This window comes from Dorea sp. OM07-5, from assembly GCF_003481355.1.
GTDB classification, from domain to species: Bacteria; Bacillota; Clostridia; order Lachnospirales; family Lachnospiraceae; genus Dorea_D; species Dorea_D hominis.
Window position 1 is genome coordinate 87,352 of record NZ_QUKZ01000001.1, and the last position, 20,352, is coordinate 107,703.

Consider the following 20,352-nt stretch of genomic DNA (forward strand, 5'->3'; position numbering starts at 1 on the left):
TTTATGAGAATAGGAATTATTACGTTTCACAGAGCAATTAATTATGGGGCAGTTTTGCAAACATATGCATTACAGAATTTTTTAAATGTTTCTAACTATGATGCAGAGGTTATAGATTATCGATGTGAACATATGGAAAATTTTTATAAAACATTCACAATAAAGGACAAGTCTGTAAAACAGATTATTAGAGGAATGTTGAATTTAAAAAACACATATAAGAAAAAAAGAGAATTTTACAGATTTTTGGATCAAAATGTCCGAATAAGTACAGAAGTTTATGATAAGGTTAATATAGATAAGGCGAATCTTCGCTACGATAAGTTTATAACAGGAAGCGATCAGGTTTTCAATTTTGCATGTACAGATTTCGATAAAACATATTTTTTACAATTTGTAAAAAATTGTGATAACAAACTTTCCTATGCTGCTTCGTTTGGTATGAAGGAGATTCCAGACAGCTATGTAAATGATTATAAAAGTTTGCTATCAACTTTTTCTGAATTATCTATCCGTGAAAATGCAGGACAACAGATTGTAAAAAAACTAACCGGAAAAGATTCGGAATTATCTGTGGATCCAGTCTTTTTATTGACCGCAGAAGAATGGGAAAAACTTGCAAAGAAACCTAAACTTAAGAATTATATATTAATTTACAAATTGAATACTTCGAATTTGATTTTTGACTTTGCAAGAAAATTATCTAAATTAACGGGCAGAAAAATTGTGGCGTTGAATTTTGATGTAGTAGATCAAATGAAAACTCCGGATATAAAAGGAGTGTATTCGGCATCAGTAGAAGAGTTTTTGGGATATATAAAATATGCTGACTATGTTGTGACTAATTCATTCCATGGAACAGCCTTCTCTGTTATTTTTCATAAAGATTTTTATGTGGAAGCATTACAAAAAGATTTTAAGCCTAATGATAGAGTCGAATCTTTGTTATGTTTAACAGGGTTAGATGAATGTAAGGTGAAAACATTAGAGGATTGTAGATTAAATGTTAGTAGAGATTTTAATTTTGCCGATGATCAGATCAGAAAACAATATATAAAAACAAATCAGTATTTTGAGAGGGTTTTGAATGAAGATGGAAGGTCATTCTAATTTAACTGGTACTAAAACATTAGAAATAATAATTGCTTTACTTATTAATCTGGTTATTTTTTCTACCAATAACAAGTTGATGATGTACACAAAACACCTATCGCTCTTCATAATCGTTTTGTGTTTTGTGTTGTTCGTTTCAAAAAAAGATTATACAGTAAAAATGAATAAGTTTATAGGTCTATATGTTGCATTTGTTTTAATTCTACTTCTCGGTTGCATTTGGTTTTCTAGCTCTGATGGATCTATAGATTATAGTATATACTTTATTTCGGGCATAAGTATTGTCCTTTTTAGGTTTTCAGAAATATTTTATCGCTATTTATTGAAAATCTTCAGGGCTTTATTTTGGATATTTATTTTTTCTATGTTTTTAGAAGCGGCATCGCCGGATATTTTTCATAGATTGTTTAGATTTGCGTCATTCGGAGATGAAACTATGCGTGCGCTTACATCAGGCGGAGCAATCGCAGGTCTCGCTTTTGAAAAGGCATATGCGGCATTTATCTGCAATTTAGGACTAGGGATGATTTTTGCAGAATATATCTGTCATAAATCACATAAATATATTATTCAGAGTCTTATTGTAATGGTAGCGCTAATGATGACGGGAAAAAGGACGCTTTTTATTATACCAATAGCAGTTTTGCTAATTTATGTTATACTTTTTTCCAAAAACAATAAATTTATAAAATTGGCAGGTGTTGGTTTAGGAATTACAATATTCATTATAGGTGCATATGTACTGGTTCCTGGTGCGTCTTTAATCATCAATCGCATTGTGAATAGTGAAGGAGACGTACTTTCGGGTAGAGAAGTGTTTTGGAATTATGCAATGGAAATGTTTCGGCAAAACCCATTGTTTGGAAAAGGATTTGTATCGTTTAATGATTATGCCTTTTATCGAGGATTTCGATATTATGGAGAACGTTGGAATTATCAGGCACACAATGTATACATTCAGCTTTTGGCAGAAACTGGAATCGTTGGTTTTCTATTAATGACATTACTTATTATCTTGATGCTGTTTAAGATAATATCTGCAGTTAAAGAAAAGCCTGTTTTTTGGAATATACTTTTGATTTATTGGATTATTTTGTTTGGAGTTTATAGTTTTACTGGAAATACATTATATTATCCATGCCAGCTAATTGTTTTGATTATTATTATCCTGTTGGTTTCAAATATAAAAGTAGCGGATTCTTCTTATATGGTCAGTAAAAGAACTATTAAATGGAAGTTTTAGATTTGAGTGGAGGTGTTAAAGTGGAACCGTTAGTGAGTATTATTACTCCGTCATATAATTCTGAAAAATATTTAGATGCATTTTTTATCTCAATTTTGGAACAGGATTATGAAAATTATGAAGTGATTTTTATTAATGATGGCTCAACTGATAGAACTGAAAATATTGTCTATAAGTATAAGGAGAAATTCGAAGAAAGAAACATTCGTTTTGTGTATTTAAAGCAGGAGAATGGTGGACAAGCAAAGGCTATGAATTTGGGCTTTCCATATATTCAAGGAAAATACTTTATTTGGCCAGATTCAGATGACGAATTGTATCGAAACAATATTAGCGAAAAGGTGAAATACATGGAACAACATCCAGATATTCCATTGGCAATGTCTTGGGCTGATTATGTAGATGAGAGTGGAAATGTTATAAAGCGTTTACAAAGAATTAAACCTGAAAAAGATAATTTTTTTGAAGATTTATTATTCAGTAAAAATGTTGTATTTTGTCCGGGTATCTATATTATGAGAACAGATATATTTTTTAAGTATGTGCCAAGTAGACATATAAATGAGAGCCGAATTGGGCAGAATTATCAGATTTTATTGCCAGTAGCATATCACGAAAAAAAAATTGGATACATTGATAAAACATTATATAAGTATATTCTACATAAAAACAGTCATTCTAATAAAGATAATAATAATTATGAAAAAACAATCCGAAGATTTCAAGAACATGAAAATACATTATATGATCTTGTAAAGAATATATGTGATGTCAATGATCAGAATATATACACTCGAAAAGTATTTGTACACTTTAATCGTTTTTATCTCCGATTGGCAAATGAATACGGAATGAAAAGTGAAGTAAAGGTTTATTATAACAAATTAAAAGTAGTTGGGGAAAACGGAATTAAACAAAAAATATACTATATTATGGGAATGTTAGGAATAAAGGCAAGGTAAAATATGGGACGCTCAAAAAAATTTATATTGAATTCGGTTACGACAGCATTATTACAGGTCGTAACAATGATTGCAGGGTTTATAACGCCTAGATTTATGTTGACAGCATATGGATCTGAAATTAATGGCTTGATATCATCTATTCTACAGTTTATTAGTTACTTCAATCTAGTAGAGGCTGGTTTGTCAAGTGCAGCGGTTTATTCTTTGTACAAACCTATCGCAGAGAAAGACTACAATAGGATCAACCGGATAATAGTTGCTGCGAAGCACTTTTATGTGAAATCAGGATTCATTTTTGTAGGTCTGGTTGTAATCTTGGCTATATGTTATCCTTTTATTACAGATTCAACTGTTTTAGATCAAACTAGTATTTTCGCTTTAGTTCTTGTGTTGGGAGTTAATGGCTCGTTAGAATTTTTTACTTTGGCAAAATACAGAGCATTGCTTACTGCTGATCAAAGGACATATGTAATTTCATTGGCTTCGATTGTGTATACAGTTTTAAATACTATCATTGTCGTGGCCTTATCAATAATGCATATTAATATTGTCTTGTTGAGAATTATTGCATTGTTATCAATATTTGTGAGAACATTAATATTGTATGTGTATGTTAAAACTAATTACCACTTTATATGTTATGACGTGGAACCTGATTATGGTGCGATGGATAAGAGATGGAGTGCGTTATATTTACAGATAGTTCAAACTGTACAAAATGCATCTCCAGCAGTTATGACAACCATTTTTTCATCTCTTAAAATGGTAAGTGTTTATTCAGTTTATAATATGGTGATGGCTGGGATTAATGGAGTAATGTCTGTATTTTCTACGGGTGTCTCAGCAGGTTTTGGGGAATTAATTGTTAAGAAAGATAAGACAGCATTTCAAAAGGCATATAGTGATTTCGAATATCTTTATTATTTTATGGTTAGCGTTATATATTCTATTACATTAGTTACAATCCTACCGTTTGTAGGGGCCTATACAAGTGGAGTTAATGATATTCAATATACAAATCTTACACTTGCTATTTTATTTGTAGCTAATGGAATCTTATACAATCTAAAAACACCTCAAGGAATGTTGGTGATAGCGGCGGGGTTATATAAGGAAACAAGAGTTCAAAGTACGGTTCAAGCAGCTATTTTATTGATAGGAGGTATTTGCTTTGGAATAAAATGGGGATTAGCTGGAATCATGTTAGCTTCCTGCTTATCTAATTTATATCGTTGTATTGATTTGTACTTTTTTATACCCAAAATGGTAACACATATGACTAGAAAAAGTACTTTGTTAAATATTTGTACTGCAATTTTAATGATTATAGTAATATATGTTACGGCACCAATGCTAATAAAGTTTACGCCAACAAGTCTTATTACATGGCTTTTTTACGCAATCTGTGTTGGAACTTATAGTTTAGTTTTTATTTGTATTTTTCATATTATATTTGCAAGAGACAATTTTAGAACGATACTTATAAGATTGAGAAATATGAAAGGAAAATAAGATGGAAAAGTTATATATAAATAAAGAGGACTGTTGTGGATGTTCAGCATGTTTGAATATTTGTCCTAAACATGCAATTTATATGAAACATGATGAAAAGGGATATTTGTATCCTGAAATTAGAAAAGATTCATGCGTTAATTGCGGATTATGCGAAAAGGTTTGTCCATTAAAAGATAAAGAAAAGAATAAGAAGTTTGAAAAAATAGCTTATGGAGTAAAAAATAAAGATGAGCATGAACGAGCAAAAAGTAGTTCAGGTGGAGTATTTGCAGAAGTTGCAAAATATATTTTGAACAATGATGGCGTTGTGTATGGCGTGGAGATGAACAATGATTTTCAAGTAAAACATGGAAGAGCGACAACGATTGAAGATGCTCGGAAATTTCAAGGCTCTAAATATGTACAAAGTGATAAACATTCGATTTTTTGTATGGTACAGAAAGATCTGAAGGAAGGAAAAGAGGTGTTGTTTACAGGTACGCCATGTGAGGTAGCTGGTTTGAAGAAATATTTGAGAAAAGAATATGATAATTTATATACGTTGGATTTAATTTGTCATGGTGTACCAAGTAGTGAATTATTAAACGCATTTTTAAAGGGAAAAGAAAAGCTGTATTCTTCTCAAATAATAGAACTTAAATTTCGAGAGAAAGTGTATGGGTGGAGAAATCAAGAAATATATATTAAATTTAAAAATGGACGAATATACCATGCTCCTATATGGGTGGATAATTTTTATCGTTTATTTACCAATAATTATATATTAAGAGATTCTTGTTATGCATGTAGATTCTCAAGTATGGAACGACAAGGAGACATAACAATTGGAGATTTTTGGAATCTGAAAAATGTAAATGAGGCATTTGAGGATAAATTGGGCGTATCATCTGTTATTATAAATTCCGAAAAGGGGGAAAAAGTATTTGAAACACTAAAAAACAAATTTGATATAATAGAGTGTTCGTTAAATGAAATTAATCAGAAGAATTTGAATAGTCCTTCACCTAAACCATATCACTACGAAGAATTCCAAAGGATGATTGAAAAAAAAGGATTTGAGTACTGTTTAAAAAAATACGGATCAATGAAGATGCTTGAAAAAATAAGAAGAGTTTTGTCACCTGTGAAACAAAGATTAAAAGCAATGTTAAGGCATTAAAAGTGGCTGGGAGAAAAAGAAAGTCTATAGTTTAGATAATAAAGGAGGAAAAGTGATGAACACAACATTACTTATTATGGCTGCCGGTATCGGTAGCCGTTTTGGAACAGGAATCAAACAGTTGGAGCCAGTGGATGATGCTGGACATATCATTATGGATTATTCAATCCATGATGCGATTGAAGCTGGTTTCAATCATGTGGTATTTATTATCCGCAAGGATATCGAGAAGGAGTTCAAAGAGGTCATCGGTGATCGCATTGCCTCCATTTGCTCTTCTCATAATGTAACTGTGGATTACGCTTTTCAGGACATTGACGATATTCCGGGAAAACTTCCAGCAGGTCGCACAAAGCCGTGGGGAACCGGTCAGGCTGTGCTTGCAGCGAAGAAGGTCATCAAGACTCCGTTTATCGTCATCAATGCGGACGATTACTACGGCAAGGAAGGTTTCAAAGCCGTACATGAGTATCTGGTGAATGGTGGAAAGTCCTGCATGGCTGGCTTTGTGCTGAAGAACACGCTGTCTGATAACGGTGGCGTGACCCGTGGCATCTGCAAGATGGATGAGCAGAATAATTTGACTGAGGTTGTGGAAACCAAGAACATTGTAAAGACCGCAACTGGGGCAGAAACAGATGGCGTAGCTGTTGATGTGAATTCTCTTGTTTCCATGAATATGTGGGGCTTGACACCGGAGTTTTTGGATGTGCTGGAAGATGGCTTTAAGGAGTTTTTTAAGAAAGAGGTCCCGGGTAATCCTCTGAAAGCAGAATATCTGATTCCCATCTTTATCGGTGAGCTGCTGGAGCAGGGAAAGATGTCTGTAAAGGTTCTGAGAACCAATGACACTTGGTATGGTATGACATATCATGAGGATGTCGCAGCTGTAAAGGACAGCTTCAAGAAGATGCTGGAAAACGGCGTGTACAAGGCTGACTTGTTCAGTGATCTCTAAACAATGATGAAAGAAACGATTGATTTATTCGGGAAGATCCTCACAAACATCCTGACTGCGCTATATGAGCCGTTTGGCTTTTCGCTTCTTCTTTCCTTTTTTGCCATGTTTTTCTATCTGTATGCGTATGAACCTACCGCAGCAGGCAAAGGATGGAAGAGCGCCATAGTGACTTGGTATCAGAAATTTAAAGAGAGCGTGTTCTTTCGGAAGATGTTCTTACTGGTTTTCGTGACATCGATGATCTTGTTCCGAACGCTGCTGAATCGGAACCTGTGGCTAAATCCTTTGTCAAATGTCATGGGTGGCTGGGGCATCTGGGAGACCGTGAACGGCGAGCAGAAACTTACAACTGAGTGCATTGAGAACGTGATCATGATGGTGCCGTTCACCAGCATGGTTATATGGACATTTCAAGAGAAAGTGGACAGTAGCTGGAAGAAGATACTGTGGTATAGCGGAAAGGTAGCGTTCATTTTTTCGATAAGCATTGAGATGCTACAATTATTGCTTCGCTTGGGTACATTCCAGCTATCGGACATCTTCTACAACACAGTCGGCGGAGTGCTAGGCGGATTGATGTACTGTGCGTTGATGAAGGCAAGAAAGCGTCTATAAAACTGGATGAAATTGTGATATACAGGGAGCGGTAGCTCCCTACATTGCTCGTAATAATCACACACCTCTTCGTGGTGAGCAGCAGGCAACGATCTTATGATCGGCTAAGTGTGAGAAAAACTAGAATGTCAGAAGGAAAAGGTTATGGCTATTATACCAGCCCCAAAAACACATAGTGATGTAGCAATGAATCAGCATCTTATTCCAAGATGTTACATGAAAGCGTGGAAACATAATAGCGGTAATGATCCGAAAGTCTGGTTGTTTGATAAGAGTGTGGGTTATTGTGAATCCAACCCGGAAAATTCGGATTGGACTTTAAGATCCTTTTCCACCAAGGAGATAATGGCAAAAAACGGGTTTCATGACATTAAAGCAGGGTTCCCATATATGCCAGACGAGGCACTTCATGAGATTTACGATGACATACTGCAGTTTAATGTGGTATGTGATGGTAAGAATTTGAATAGTCCAGAATTACTTAATCAATATTTTTACGACTTCGATAAATGGGAGATAAAAGATTCTTCTGGAATAGAGTTTACAGAAGATGAAAAAAGACATCTGAAGGAATATTTTAATAATTCAAGATGGACCTTTGTCGAAACTGAATGGGCACACACATATGAAAATAATTGGGGAGAATTTATTCAATCAGTAGAAAATAAGATAAAGCAGGCGTATGCGAATAGAAACACTTCGACAAGTAGCAGTGTGACTCAAGACGAATTGAATACTCTAATGAAATACTGCATGATTTATAACTGGAGAAGCATTGCTGGTAACGAAATATTTAACTCTATTTATGATTTTATACCATTCACAGACGAACTGAAAAATGTAATAATCCCAGAAGCAGATAGAACATATGAAGATGATGTCACTGCGTATGATCAGATGAAGCACGCATCAATAATAAAAGCATTTGTTGATTATCTGCAGTCAGACAGTGGAAAGATGAAAACTATAGAGAGCGCATTTATGCAAAGAGTGGCTCCAGTTTTCTTGATGACGAACGATACGAATCCCTTTATTACATCAGATGTTCCATCTTTTACAAGAGACAGAGCAGATGGTTTAAAGGATATCATATTTGTTGCAACTCCGACGTTGGCTATTGGATATGGCAGAGGTGAGACAGGCAAATTTATAGTGAGTAAACTCTCACAAAATGAAGTGCTGGAATATAATAAGTCTATTGCTAAATATGGAAATAAACTGGTTATTAAGGATCAAAATTATGATGTCAAGCAATTGTTTGTGGGCATTTCAAAAAGAATTACTTGATGAATCTGAGAATATTAGATTTGGAAAAACCGTTTGGGAATCCACAAAAGTTGTAGCAGTATTTTCTTTTCTGATAGAATTTACTCAGTTATTATTCCATCTTGGAACATTTCAAATATCGGATCTGACCTATAATACACTTGGTGGAGCAGTAGGTGGTGTCGTCTATTATTTAGGATATTTCAGAAAGCGAAAGTGAAAAAAATAAAATAAGAAACAGAGGACAGCTATCGGAGCATTAGTCCGGAGCAGGGAATCCTCTGTTTTAGGTGCAAGGTGATTGGATTCACATGGAAATAGGAATTAGAAATGGCAGGAAGACCAAAAAAGAAACCAGAATATGATCCAGAACTTCAATTTAACAATTTTCTTCAAGAGTTAAGAGATGCCTATGAAGAAGCAGATTCTTTAAGGTCACTGGCAGATGAGTTAAATATTAGTCTGCTTAAACTTCGTAAGCTACTTATTACTGCAGATGTATTCACATCAGATAGATGTACAGAAATCAATGATCTGCATCAGTCAGGAAAAAAGATTTCAGAGATTATGAAACTCACAGGTCTTTCCAGAGCATCGGTTCATTCCTATCTGCCTTACACTAAGGGAATTTATAATGCAGCAGAGATAAGTTTAAATGCGGAGCGATGCCGGACGTATAAGATTCGGCAAGAGCAGGTTCGGCTTCTACACGAAATACCATCAGAAGAAAATCTGTGGCAGACTGTTATTGCATTTCAGGAGTATCCATTTAAAACGGCAACAGAATTACCATTCCGATATAAATTGAAGGTCGGTAAAAACGGAGAGTATAACAGAGAGCTGTTGATAGACCGGAGAGAGAAAAGTAAGAGCCTTGCCTGGAGTAGTGTGGTGCTGGCATTTGAAAATAGTAAGAAGGTTTCAGAAGAAGTGAAGAAACCGAAGGCACTTGGAGATATTAGAGGAGTTTCATATATTTATCCGATACTATGGCGATTTGGCTTGATCAGAGTTCCGGAAGCAATAGAGAAGAAAATGCATCAACATTTGTATTAAGAAAGAAGAGGATAGAAGAATGACAATTATCGTAACCGGAGGAGCCGGATTTATTGGAAGTAACTTTGTATTTCATATGTTGGATAAATATCCTGATTATAGAATTGTATGTGTGGACAAGCTTACATATGCAGGAAACTTATCTACTTTAGCTCCAGTAATGGATAATCCTAATTTCCGTTTCTGCAAGATTGATATTTGTGACAGAGAAGCAATCTATAAATTATTTGAAGAGGAACATCCAGATATGGTTGTGAACTTTGCAGCAGAATCCCATGTAGACCGTTCTATTGAAAATCCTGAGATTTTCTTAGACACAAACATTAAAGGAACTGCTGTTATGATGGATGCCTGCCGTAAATATGGTATCAAGAGATACCATCAGGTAAGCACTGATGAAGTTTACGGAGATCTTCCATTAGACAGACCGGATTTATTCTTTACAGAAGAGACACCAATCCATACAAGTTCTCCATACAGTAGTTCAAAGGCAGGAGCAGACTTATTAGTTCTTGCTTACCACAGAACTTATGGGCTGCCTGTAACAATTAGCCGTTGCTCTAACAACTATGGACCATATCATTTTCCAGAGAAGTTAATCCCGTTAATGATCGCCAATGCTTTAGCAGATAAGCCGTTACCTGTTTATGGCGAAGGATTAAATGTTCGTGACTGGTTATATGTAGAGGATCATTGTCGTGCGATTGACTTAATCATCCATAACGGACGTGTTGGAGAAGTTTATAACGTCGGTGGTCACAACGAGATGAAGAATATTGACATTGTAAAGATTATCTGTAAAGAACTTGGAAAGCCGGAAAGTCTGATCACTCATGTAACAGACCGTAAAGGTCATGATATGCGTTACGCTATTGACCCAACAAAGATTCACAACGAATTAGGCTGGCTTCCAGAAACAAAATTTGAAGATGGAATTAAGAAGACGATTCAGTGGTATTTAGATAATAAGGAATGGTGGGAGACAATTATTTCCGGTGAATATCAGAACTACTACGAAAAAATGTACGGAAACAGATAAGAATATTAGGAGCGATAAGAAATGAAAGTATTTGTAACAGGCGTGGCAGGCCAGCTTGGTCATGATGTCATGAATGAATTACATACGATATTGCAAAGCTGAGTGATGGGAAAAAGCTGACTAAGGTTTGCTATTATGGAACAAAGGCTGCAGGTGATGAAAAATTGAAAAAAACAGAGAATTAATGTGTTTTCATAAAAATCTTACTGTGATAAACTTATAGGAAAAACGAAGGAGGATAAATCAATGTTTGATACAATTCATCATATTGCAATTATAGGAAGCGATTACGATAAATCAAAACATTTTTATGTTGATTTACTGGGATTTGAAATAATTCGGGAAAATTATCGAAAGGAACGGGATGATTATAAAATAGATTTAGCTTGTGGAGAGCAGGAGATTGAGCTATTTATTATAAAGGATGCTCCGGCCCGTGTGAATTATCCAGAGGCACTTGGTTTGAGACATCTGGCATTTAAGGTAAAAAGTGTTGACGATACGGTTAAGGAGCTTAACGCAAAAGGAATAGCAACAGAACCGGTACGTTTAGACGATTATACTGGAAAGAAAATGACATTTTTCCATGATCCGGATGGCTTGCCATTAGAAATCCATGAATAATTGAATTTAAGCGCTTACGATTAGAAAAGTAATAAGATGAGCAAAAACCTGCATTTTCGATTGGGAAAATACAGGTTTTGTTAATATGTAAAATGTCTATATTATATAATATCTATTAATCTCTTTTGAAAATATCACGTGTATATACTTTGTCAAGTACATCATCCAGACGGGAATCGTACCGGTTTGTGATGATTACTTGACTTTTCTTTTTGAATTTTTTTAGATCATTTACCACGAGTGATCCAAAGAATGTTTCTCCATTTTTTAACGTTGGTTCGTAAATGATAACAGTAGCCCCTTTTGCTTTGATTCGTTTCATGACACCTTGAATAGAAGACTGTCTAAAGTTATCAGAGTTTGATTTCATAGTCAAGCGGTAAACACCGATAACGCAATTCTTCTCCTGATCCGGAGCATAATCCCCACGATTGTAATAATCATAATATCCGGCCATATTTAATACCTGATCAGCAATAAAATCTTTTCTAGTTCTATTACTTTCTACGATGGCAGAAATCATGTCCTGTGGAACATCATTGAAGTTTGCCAGAAGCTGTTTTGTATCTTTGGGCAAGCAGTATCCACCATATCCAAAACTTGGATTGTTGTAATGTGTTCCAATACGTGGATCCAGGCAGACACCGTTGATGATTTCCTGTGTATCTAAGCCTTTTGTCTCAGCATAAGTATCCAGCTCGTTGAAATAAGAAACACGAAGAGCAAGGTAAGTATTTGCAAAAAGTTTTACAGCCTCAGCTTCGGTGAATCCCATAAATAATGTGTCAATATTTTCTTTGATTGCTCCTTGCTGAAGAAGTTTTGCAAAGATTTCAGCTTTTTCTTTTGATTCCTCATCGCAGGATACAATGATTCTGGATGGATACAGGTTGTCATAGAGTGACTTTGATTCACGTAGGAACTCAGGGCTGAAAATAATGTTTTTTGTATTATATTTAGCTCTTACAGATGCTGTATATCCAACAGGGATAGTAGATTTAATGATCATAGTTGCATCTGGATTGACTTTTAATACAAGTTCAATAACTGCCTCTACTGCAGAACAGTCGAAGAAATTTTTCTTGCTGTCATAGTTAGTCGGAGCTGCGATTACTACAAAGTCTGCATTTTTGTATGCTTCTTCTCCATTCAGTGTAGCGGTAAGATCCAGTTCTTTTTCAGCGAGATACATTTCAATATAGTCATCCTGGATTGGTGATTTTCTGTTGTTGATTAGTTCTACTTTCTCAGGAATAATATCTACAGCTGTTACGTGATTGTGCTGGGATAGGAGTGTTGCAATCGACAGACCTACATAACCGGTACCGGCAACAGCGATATTATATTTTTGGTTGAGGACAGGTTTATTTACTATAGAATTTTCCTCTTCAAATAAATCGGTTACTTCGAATCCAAGTGCTTCGGCAATGGCCTGAAGCTGATCGATGGAAGGAATATATTCAAGTCCTTCTAATCGGCTGATCATAGCTCTGTGGATGCCAGTCATTTTGGCAAGCTGAGCTTGCGTAAGTTTTTGTTCTTTTCTTTTGGCAATAATTGTATCCGCCATTTTCTTATAAGAGATCTTTTTCATAATTACTCCCTTGATGTTATTAATTATCACATTTTAAATGTGATAATTAATAACAAAAATATTTGTTGCTTTTATGAAAGCATTTCCAGAATGACTGCCTGATAGCCTTCCAGCATAATCTCATTGCCCTCGGTCTTAAGCTGCGGCAGATTGTTCAGCACGATGTGTTTGAGCTTTGATGGAAGTGTCAAAGTCTGTTGCTGGGTTTTATAGTTGCCAATCACGAGCAATGTCTGGTCAGCAGATTTTCGGTAGTAAGCCATGACACGGTCCTGATTCTCAAATACAGGGAGGAGATCACCGTATACGATCGTTTCAGCATAAGCTGGATCCTTGCGCAGTGCAAGCAGACGACGGTAGTACTGGTAAACAGAATCCGGATCATTTTTCTGACTTTCCAGATTGATTTTTTTGTAATTGTAATTTACCCTGAGCCATGGGGTACCGGTTGTAAAGCCTGCATTTGCAGAAGCATCCCACTGGTAAGGAGTTCTGGCATTATCGCGGCTGATGCGGTTTACTGCCTTTAAGGCGCTGTCTGGTGTCAGACCGGCATTTAATGCCACCTGATATTCGTCGAGTGTAGAAATGTCATCGACCTCATCAATCGACTGAAATTTTACATTTTCCATACCAATTTCCTGCCCCTGATAGATAAATGGAAGACCACGGAGCATGATATTCATTGTGGCAAGCAGTTTTTTGGAAGTGTTGGTGCATTCGCCCTCTGGGATATAGCGAGAAACGCCACGCGGTTCATCGTGATTTTCAATAATATTGGAGAGCATGCCGAAGTCTTCAATCTTTTTCTGACTGGCGAAGCAGCAGCTCCGGTAATCATTTGGTGTGATTACCGTCTGGTCATACCAGCCCTTCGCGCTGGCACCGAAGATAGTCTCATTGAAATCAAACATCGTTGAGAAGTAGCCGTTGTCACCGATGAAATCCGGAAGCTCTTCCGGTTTTTCATTGAAGATTTCGCCGACAGTAAATGCACCATGCGGAAGGAAGGTGCGGTCACGCATTTCTCCTAAAAATTCACCCACACCGACTGCGTGTTTCAGCATTTCGTCCGGACTGCACATTCCATCTTTGCGGTCTGCCGGATAATTCTGCCACGGAAGCGGTTTTTTGATATTAATGATCGCATCGATGCGGAAGCCGGCAAGTCCTTTATCAAGCCACCAGTTGATCATTTTATAAATTTCCTCGCGCAGCTTTGGATTTTCCCAGTTCAGGTCTGGCTGCTTTTTATGGAACATGTGCAGGTAATATTTCCCAGGCTGGCTAGGGAGTGGCTCCCACACACTGCCACCAAAGTAGGAACGCCAGTTACAGGGCAGTTTCCCATTAGGGCAGTCTTCAATGTAAAAATATTTTCCATATTCTCCGTCCGGATCTTCGCAGGCTTTTTTGAACCATTCATGCTCATCCGAACAGTGATTGACGACGAGATCCATCAAAATGTGCATATCACGTTTCTTTGCTTCGGCAATCAATAGATCCATGTCATCCATTGTACCGAAACGTGGATCGATATTGTAATAATCAGAAATGTCATAGCCTTGATCTGCAAGTGGAGAGCAGTAAATTGGAGAGAGCCAGATAATATCTATACCGAGGTCTTTGAGATAATCGAGCTTGCTGATAATGCCTGGAAGATCGCCGATGCCGTCTCCGTTGGAGTCACAGAAGCTTTTCGGGTAGATCTGATAGGCGGTTTTTTTGTGCCACCATTTTTTTTGCATAGTAAAAATCCTTTCGTTGTAAAGTGTGTGTATCAGTGGAAAGAGAAGCCGTTCCTGGCGTCCTTCATTGATTAATAGTGGTTTCAATAAAAATTATTTTCTTTTCGATTTTTAGAAACAATCTCATTATACTCCCTTAAGTAAGAAAATGCATCCTCAATCATGTGCCGAAGTGGCATGGCATAGTGAATTTTTGACTGATTTTTCAAACCCCAGATGACAATAGAGTCCTGTTTTATTTTATGTGAAGGATAAAGTATATACCCGCGATATTTTCAAACGCGATTAGAGGAGTATGAGTGCCTGGACCGGGGGGGCAGGCATAATTAGGAGGATGATTCGTATAAGCGGATGAATATATATTTACATAATGCGGAAGATATAGTATAATATATTTCACCAAAAGGTTTTACTTTTGTTATAGAGCATCGGTTTTTAAGGTGAGATGTGTCAAGATATATGAAGAGTAAAAATTTATTAAATAAGTGGAACTTGGCAATGGAATAGCTGTGAAGATTGCTTTTAAAAATGGGTTATGATAGAGTGAAAATGTACAGTTATTTATTCGATTGAAAAGAGTAGGCAATAGAAAGAGAAATGTGAAGGATAAAATCTATCCCCGCGATATTTTCAAACGCGATTAGAGGAGTATGAGTGCCTGGATCGGATGGTTCAGGCATAATATAAAAAGTGGAAATTCGTATAAACGGATGAATAAAAAGCTTTACGGAGGCAGAGTAGTTGGATTTATTTGAAATGGCAGGAGCACAATTTCAGAGTTGGAGCATGAGGCAGATAGCAATATTTGTAGTCTTGTTAGTAGTGCTTGCAATTGGCTTAACATATAGTGTCAGACAGAAGAGATTACATGGATCGCAGGCGGTAGCAGCATGGATTTTGGCTTTATTTCTTGGCATTATCTTGGGAGCAACAACATTTACGAGAACACCGATGCAGGGACGTATCGTCAAATTAATCCCATTCTGGTCGTGGTATACCGGAATTGTTCTGGATGATAAGTTACTACTGGAGCAGAATGTTTTGAACTGCTTGATGCTTGCGCCGATTGGATTTTTATTACCATGGATCACAGAACGGAAAGTGAAATTACGATATGCTTTCCTGTCGGGTGTTGCTGTGGCTGTAGTGATTGAAGGATGCCAGCTTATATTCAAGCTTGGCTGGTTTGAATGGGATGACATGATCCATAATGGGATCAGTTGTTTGCTTGGCAGTGTAGTTGGAAATTATGCTGTCAGACGCGTTTAGAGATAATTAATATAGATAGAACAGCTGGCTGATTAGTTATGAAGAATTATGCAACTGATTTTATAGAAACGGAAGGGAAGACGTTATGAAGACGGTAAGCGATAGAATTTTTGAATTATTAAAAGAACGGAAGATGAGCCAGAAAGAATTTTCAAAGAAGACAGGGATTGCAGAGAGTACGATCAGCGACTGGAAGAAGAAGAGAACGAATCCGGTATCGGATAAGATTTTAATTATATGTGAAGTTTTGAATGTAACGCCTTATGATCTCCTGTCCGGAGCTGAACATATGGGAAGCAGAAGCAGAAGTGCAGATACTTACGTAATCAGTAAAGGAACGGAGATCGGTACACTTGTTGAGATATACCAGAAGCTGGAACCGGATATGCAGAAGAGAGCTATGGGATATCTGGAGGCATTGAAGGATTTGGAGAAGTAGAGAAAGTGTTGAAAAGTTGCAGGAAACATAATTAAATTGGACAACAATACAGAGGTATGATAATATTTATTGTATCTTAATGAGGATATTGAATGAGATTAGTAATTGATAAGAAAGAATTAGAATTATTACTTGAACAAAAGAAAGAATACATTGGGAATCAAGTTACTATTGATACAGTAATAGCAGGTGTTTCATTTTTATTGTCAGTAATGACAGCGCAATATCAGAAGATTTTTGGAATATCAGGAGAAATAATAAAAGTATTTTTTTGTACAATTGGTATTTTATATGCAGTAAAAATCATATGGGATTTCTATAAATATAGAAGGAATAAATATACTCATAAAGTTTTAATGAAAGAGATAGAGGATTTAGATATGATTCAACATAATCATTCATTGGTAATTATTAAAGAGTCATTTAATGATAATATGAAGAGATTTTTACTTTATTATGATGAAAAATGGGATTGCAAATTGTTTTTGAATTATAAAACGCAGGAACGTGGAGATGAAGCTGCGATTATTGCAAATGTAGTGAAAGAGTTGAAGCTTAATCAGAAAGAAGTAAAATGTCGATACATTACTTCAAAGTTGCAGGAAAAATATTCAGTAAGTCATCGTGAAAATAGAATTTATAATCATCGTTTATATGAGCTTCAGGTTAATAGATTTTCAGAACAGGAAATGGAAAAGGATTTTGTTGTAAATGGAAAGCATTATTATTGGATGAGTATAGAAGAAATGGAAAAAGATGATAACATTAGGAACAAAAATCTGGAAGTGGTAGATTTTGTAAAAGAATATATGGGATAAAGTTTTCCGCTTGTGTATTTCGCAGAGTTTTTGAAGATACACAGGCGGTTTTGTTACTTATATGGTAGCAGGAGGTTGCTATGTCGGAAATGAAGATGAATTATATTTTTATAGAAAAAGAAACGCAGGATTCGATATCTATGTGTGAGCAGATCGCTGAGCTGCTGGGTGTGGAGGACAGCAAGATGAAGTCAGGCAACTTGCCAATGTCAGGTTTCATTTGCTTGCAGGATGTGGAAGTGTTTTATGAGATCTCCGGCAAGAGTGGTGCGGATCAATATTTCCTGGAATTAAGTACAAAAGCCAGAGTGAACAGAGCTGTGATCGCACTGCAGACATTAGATGATACCATTTATCAATCGCCGAAGCAGAAGTATTACACGGCAATTCGTGTGTATGATGGGATTTCGGAAAGCTATTGTAAGCGGCTCTATCCTAAATATGCAGAGTTTGAGCGGCTGCTTCGCGCGTTGGTATCTCTGATCGTGACGAAGGCGTATGGAAGTGCATGGCGGGAAGAGACCGTGCCGGAAGAGATGATGGCAGATCTTAAGAAGAATGCAAGAGGCAATCTGCCGATCAGTGAGACTCTGGAGCAGATGGATTTATCCACGGTGGAAGAATATTTATTTGCAGAAAGAGAAGTTGTGTATGAGGAGGTTGTCGCAGGCAGCGGTGAAAATGCAAATGGGACGGCTGGTAAAACAGCAGATTTTGAACAATTATCAAAAGAAGAATTATGCCGGTTGCTGGAAGAACTTCGACCGACAAGCCTGTGGGAGCGGCACTTTGAATCACTTGGAAGTCAGAAAAAGTGGAAAGAGAAAATTGTTGGCGTACATCCGGTGCGCAACAAAGTGGCACATCAGAAACGGATCAGCGGCGCGGAATATAAGCAGACAACCAGAAAACTACAAAACCTGAACCGGGATCTGAAGCATGCGATTGGAGAGATCCAGAAGCAGAACTTCACAGATGTGAGCCGGGCAGATATGCTGGGAAGTTTTGTTGATGTATTGGAAAATATTCAGCTTATGACAGATGCTACAAAGGCAGCGGTGTCTGCAATATCAGCAGTACCGACAGCTGTGGAAAATGTTGCCAGATTGAATGCAATTTCACCGGTTACAAAAAGTACGCAGATGATAGCGGAAGTATTATCTGATATGCGGCGTAGCCAGCAGAAAGTAATGGCAGCAGTCAGACCGGCGGCTATAGCTGCGAGCATGCAAAAAGATGTGGTATCGGAAGTTGCGAAAAGTCTTCGTATACCACAGACAATGCGTGACAGTATCGCAACTGCGGCGAAGATGTCACGGCTTATGAACATTTCAGGAATTGTAAATCTGGAAGATAAGGGTGATAAAACTGAGGATAATGACTTAGAAAACAATAGGGACTAGTAAATTCCGGCAATTTACGCTATAATAGATAGGATTATAGGCAAAACTAAGGAATTAATAAAAAGAGATAATAATCAAGTCCGGATCTGCCGGACGCCAAATATAATATACCAAAGTAGAAAGGATTTTAGAACGATGGGTAAGTATTTTGGAACTGATGGTTTCCGTGGGGAAGCTAATAGGAACCTGACAGCAGATCACGCATACAAGATTGGGCGTTTCCTCGGCTGGTATTATGGAGAACTGAAAAGACAGAATGGAGATGACACTCCGGCTAGAATTGTAATTGGTAAGGATACAAGACGTTCCAGCTATATGTTTGAATATACACTGGTCGGTGGACTGGTAGCATCCGGTGCAGATGCATACCTGCTTCATGTTACAACAACACCGTCTGTAGCTTATGTAGCAAGAGTAGATGAGTTTGATTGTGGTATTATGATTTCCGCAAGTCATAATCCATATTATGACAATGGAATTAAGCTGATTAATGGTAATGGTGAGAAGATGGATGAAGGAACAATCAGCCTGATCGAAGCATATCTGGACGGAGAAGTAGAATTATTTGGAGAGAAATATTCAGAAGTTCCGTATGCACACAAAGAGAAGATTGGTCGTACTGTAGATTATGTATCAGGAAGGAACCGTTATGTCGGATATCTGATTTCTCTTGGAATGTATTCGTTCAAGGGTGTCAAAGTTGCATTAGACTGTGCGAATGGAAGTTCATGGAATATTGCCAAATCTGTATTTGACGCACTGGGAGCAAAGACTTACGTGATCAATGCGGATCCGAATGGAACAAATATCAATAACAATGCAGGGTCTACACACATTGAAGGACTGCAGAAGTACGTGGTAGAAGAAGGCATGGATGTTGGATTCGCTTATGACGGAGATGCTGACCGCTGTCTCTGTGTGGATGAAAAAGGGCAGGTCGTAGACGGAGATGCGATTCTTTACGTATATGGAAGATATATGAAAGAGCGCGGAAAACTGGTGACAAATACAGTTGTTACAACAGTTATGTCTAACTTTGGACTTTACAAAGCATTTGATGAGCAGGGTATCGGTTATGCGAAGACTGCTGTCGGAGATAAATATGTATATGAATATATGCAGAAGAATGGCTGCCGAATTGGTGGAGAGCAGTCCGGTCACATTATTTTCTCAAAATATGCATCAACAGGTGATGGTATTTTAACCAGTCTGAAAATGATGGAAGTTATGATGGCAAGAAAGAAGACAATGAGCCAGCTGACAGAAGATTTACACATTTATCCACAGGTGCTTGTGAATGTGCGTGTACAGGATAAAGCTGTTGCACAGGCAGATCCGGATGTGCAGGCAGCAGTGCAGAAAGTTGCAGATGAGCTGGGTGATACAGGAAGAATCCTTGTCCGTGAATCTGGTACAGAGCCACTGATACGTGTAATGGTAGAGGCTGAGACACATGACATCTGCCAGAAATATGTGGATGATGTAGTGAATGTGATTAATGAAAAAGAGAAGACAAGATAGTCTG

20 protein-coding genes are annotated in these 20,352 nt (G+C 36.9%); 18 read left to right on the forward strand and 2 right to left on the reverse strand.

From position 1 onward, the window contains the following. Positions 1 to 3 precede the first annotated feature (3 nt). The 13 genes from DXC04_RS00445 to gloA2 all read left to right on the forward strand — a co-directional run bounded on the left by DXC04_RS00445 (position 4) and on the right by gloA2 (position 11,556). Positions 4 to 1,110, forward strand: a complete 1,107-nt coding sequence (locus DXC04_RS00445) for a polysaccharide pyruvyl transferase family protein (protein WP_118659495.1) — start codon at positions 4 to 6, stop codon at positions 1,108 to 1,110. After that, positions 1,088 to 2,356 (forward strand): O-antigen ligase family protein, encoded by a 1,269-nt coding sequence (locus tag DXC04_RS00450; RefSeq protein ID WP_118519521.1) that lies wholly within the window; start codon positions 1,088 to 1,090, stop codon positions 2,354 to 2,356. The genes DXC04_RS00445 and DXC04_RS00450 overlap by 23 nt, the downstream gene beginning before the upstream one ends. Further along, positions 2,344 to 3,318: a glycosyltransferase family A protein gene (locus DXC04_RS00455; protein ID WP_207722419.1), complete on the forward strand. Its 975-nt coding sequence runs from the start codon at positions 2,344 to 2,346 to the stop codon at positions 3,316 to 3,318. The genes DXC04_RS00450 and DXC04_RS00455 overlap by 13 nt, the downstream gene beginning before the upstream one ends. Positions 3,319 to 3,321: 3 nt before the next feature. After that, positions 3,322 to 4,833, forward strand: a complete 1,512-nt coding sequence (locus DXC04_RS00460) for a lipopolysaccharide biosynthesis protein (protein WP_118659497.1) — start codon at positions 3,322 to 3,324, stop codon at positions 4,831 to 4,833. A 1-nt stretch (position 4,834) separates the two neighbouring features. Continuing rightward, positions 4,835 to 5,995: a Coenzyme F420 hydrogenase/dehydrogenase, beta subunit C-terminal domain gene (locus DXC04_RS00465; RefSeq protein WP_118519519.1), complete on the forward strand. Its 1,161-nt coding sequence runs from the start codon at positions 4,835 to 4,837 to the stop codon at positions 5,993 to 5,995. A gap of 55 nt (positions 5,996 to 6,050) precedes the next feature. Next, positions 6,051 to 6,953, forward strand: a complete 903-nt coding sequence (locus tag DXC04_RS00470; RefSeq protein ID WP_118659499.1) for a sugar phosphate nucleotidyltransferase — start codon at positions 6,051 to 6,053, stop codon at positions 6,951 to 6,953. A gap of 3 nt (positions 6,954 to 6,956) precedes the next feature. Further along, positions 6,957 to 7,571, forward strand: a complete 615-nt coding sequence (locus DXC04_RS00475; protein ID WP_330426402.1) for a VanZ family protein — start codon at positions 6,957 to 6,959, stop codon at positions 7,569 to 7,571. Between the two features lie 144 nt (positions 7,572 to 7,715). Then, complete coding sequence (locus DXC04_RS00480) at positions 7,716 to 8,858, forward strand: DUF4238 domain-containing protein (RefSeq protein ID WP_118659501.1); 1,143 nt, start codon at positions 7,716 to 7,718, stop codon at positions 8,856 to 8,858. Then, positions 8,812 to 9,057: a VanZ family protein gene (locus tag DXC04_RS00485; RefSeq protein ID WP_243112072.1), complete on the forward strand. Its 246-nt coding sequence runs from the start codon at positions 8,812 to 8,814 to the stop codon at positions 9,055 to 9,057. Before DXC04_RS00480 ends, DXC04_RS00485 begins: the two co-directional genes overlap by 47 nt. A gap of 110 nt (positions 9,058 to 9,167) precedes the next feature. Continuing rightward, positions 9,168 to 9,893 carry a hypothetical protein gene (locus DXC04_RS00490; RefSeq protein ID WP_118659503.1) on the forward strand — a complete coding sequence of 242 codons (726 nt, stop codon included), beginning with the start codon at positions 9,168 to 9,170 and terminating at the stop codon, positions 9,891 to 9,893. A 19-nt stretch (positions 9,894 to 9,912) separates the two neighbouring features. Then, positions 9,913 to 10,932, forward strand: a complete 1,020-nt coding sequence (rfbB, locus tag DXC04_RS00495) for a dTDP-glucose 4,6-dehydratase (RefSeq protein WP_117456733.1) — start codon at positions 9,913 to 9,915, stop codon at positions 10,930 to 10,932. Between the two features lie 89 nt (positions 10,933 to 11,021). Beyond that, a complete protein-coding gene (locus DXC04_RS16265) occupies positions 11,022 to 11,117 on the forward strand; it encodes a hypothetical protein (RefSeq protein ID WP_442873192.1) in 96 nt (31 codons plus the stop codon). A 61-nt stretch (positions 11,118 to 11,178) separates the two neighbouring features. After that, complete coding sequence (gene gloA2 / locus DXC04_RS00500) at positions 11,179 to 11,556, forward strand: SMU1112c/YaeR family gloxylase I-like metalloprotein (RefSeq protein WP_118659505.1); 378 nt, start codon at positions 11,179 to 11,181, stop codon at positions 11,554 to 11,556. Positions 11,557 to 11,671: 115 nt separating this feature from the next. Here gloA2 and DXC04_RS00505 read toward each other — a convergent pair whose 3' ends face one another. Continuing rightward, the gene (locus DXC04_RS00505) at positions 11,672 to 13,150 is read right to left on the reverse strand and encodes a nucleotide sugar dehydrogenase (protein WP_118659507.1); all 1,479 of its coding nucleotides are present in this window, start codon (positions 13,148 to 13,150) and stop codon (positions 11,672 to 11,674) included. A gap of 71 nt (positions 13,151 to 13,221) precedes the next feature. Next, entirely contained in the window at positions 13,222 to 14,898 is a 1,677-nt protein-coding gene (locus tag DXC04_RS00510; protein ID WP_118659509.1) for an alpha-glucosidase, read from the reverse strand. A gap of 741 nt (positions 14,899 to 15,639) precedes the next feature. Here DXC04_RS00510 and DXC04_RS00515 point away from each other — a divergent pair. The 5 genes from DXC04_RS00515 to glmM all read left to right on the forward strand — a co-directional run bounded on the left by DXC04_RS00515 (position 15,640) and on the right by glmM (position 20,348). Then, positions 15,640 to 16,167, forward strand: coding sequence for a VanZ family protein (locus tag DXC04_RS00515; protein ID WP_118659511.1), 528 nt, complete (start codon positions 15,640 to 15,642; stop codon positions 16,165 to 16,167). Positions 16,168 to 16,252: 85 nt separating this feature from the next. Beyond that, positions 16,253 to 16,606 carry a helix-turn-helix domain-containing protein gene (locus DXC04_RS00520; RefSeq protein WP_118659513.1) on the forward strand — a complete coding sequence of 118 codons (354 nt, stop codon included), beginning with the start codon at positions 16,253 to 16,255 and terminating at the stop codon, positions 16,604 to 16,606. Between the two features lie 92 nt (positions 16,607 to 16,698). Continuing rightward, a complete protein-coding gene (locus tag DXC04_RS00525; protein WP_021861176.1) occupies positions 16,699 to 17,424 on the forward strand; it encodes a hypothetical protein in 726 nt (241 codons plus the stop codon). An 80-nt stretch (positions 17,425 to 17,504) separates the two neighbouring features. Further along, positions 17,505 to 18,827 carry a hypothetical protein gene (locus tag DXC04_RS00530; RefSeq protein WP_118659515.1) on the forward strand — a complete coding sequence of 441 codons (1,323 nt, stop codon included), beginning with the start codon at positions 17,505 to 17,507 and terminating at the stop codon, positions 18,825 to 18,827. 135 nt (positions 18,828 to 18,962) lie between these two features. Then, positions 18,963 to 20,348 (forward strand): phosphoglucosamine mutase, encoded by a 1,386-nt coding sequence (gene glmM / locus DXC04_RS00535; protein WP_117536833.1) that lies wholly within the window; start codon positions 18,963 to 18,965, stop codon positions 20,346 to 20,348. The last annotated feature ends 4 nt before the right edge of the window (positions 20,349 to 20,352 follow it).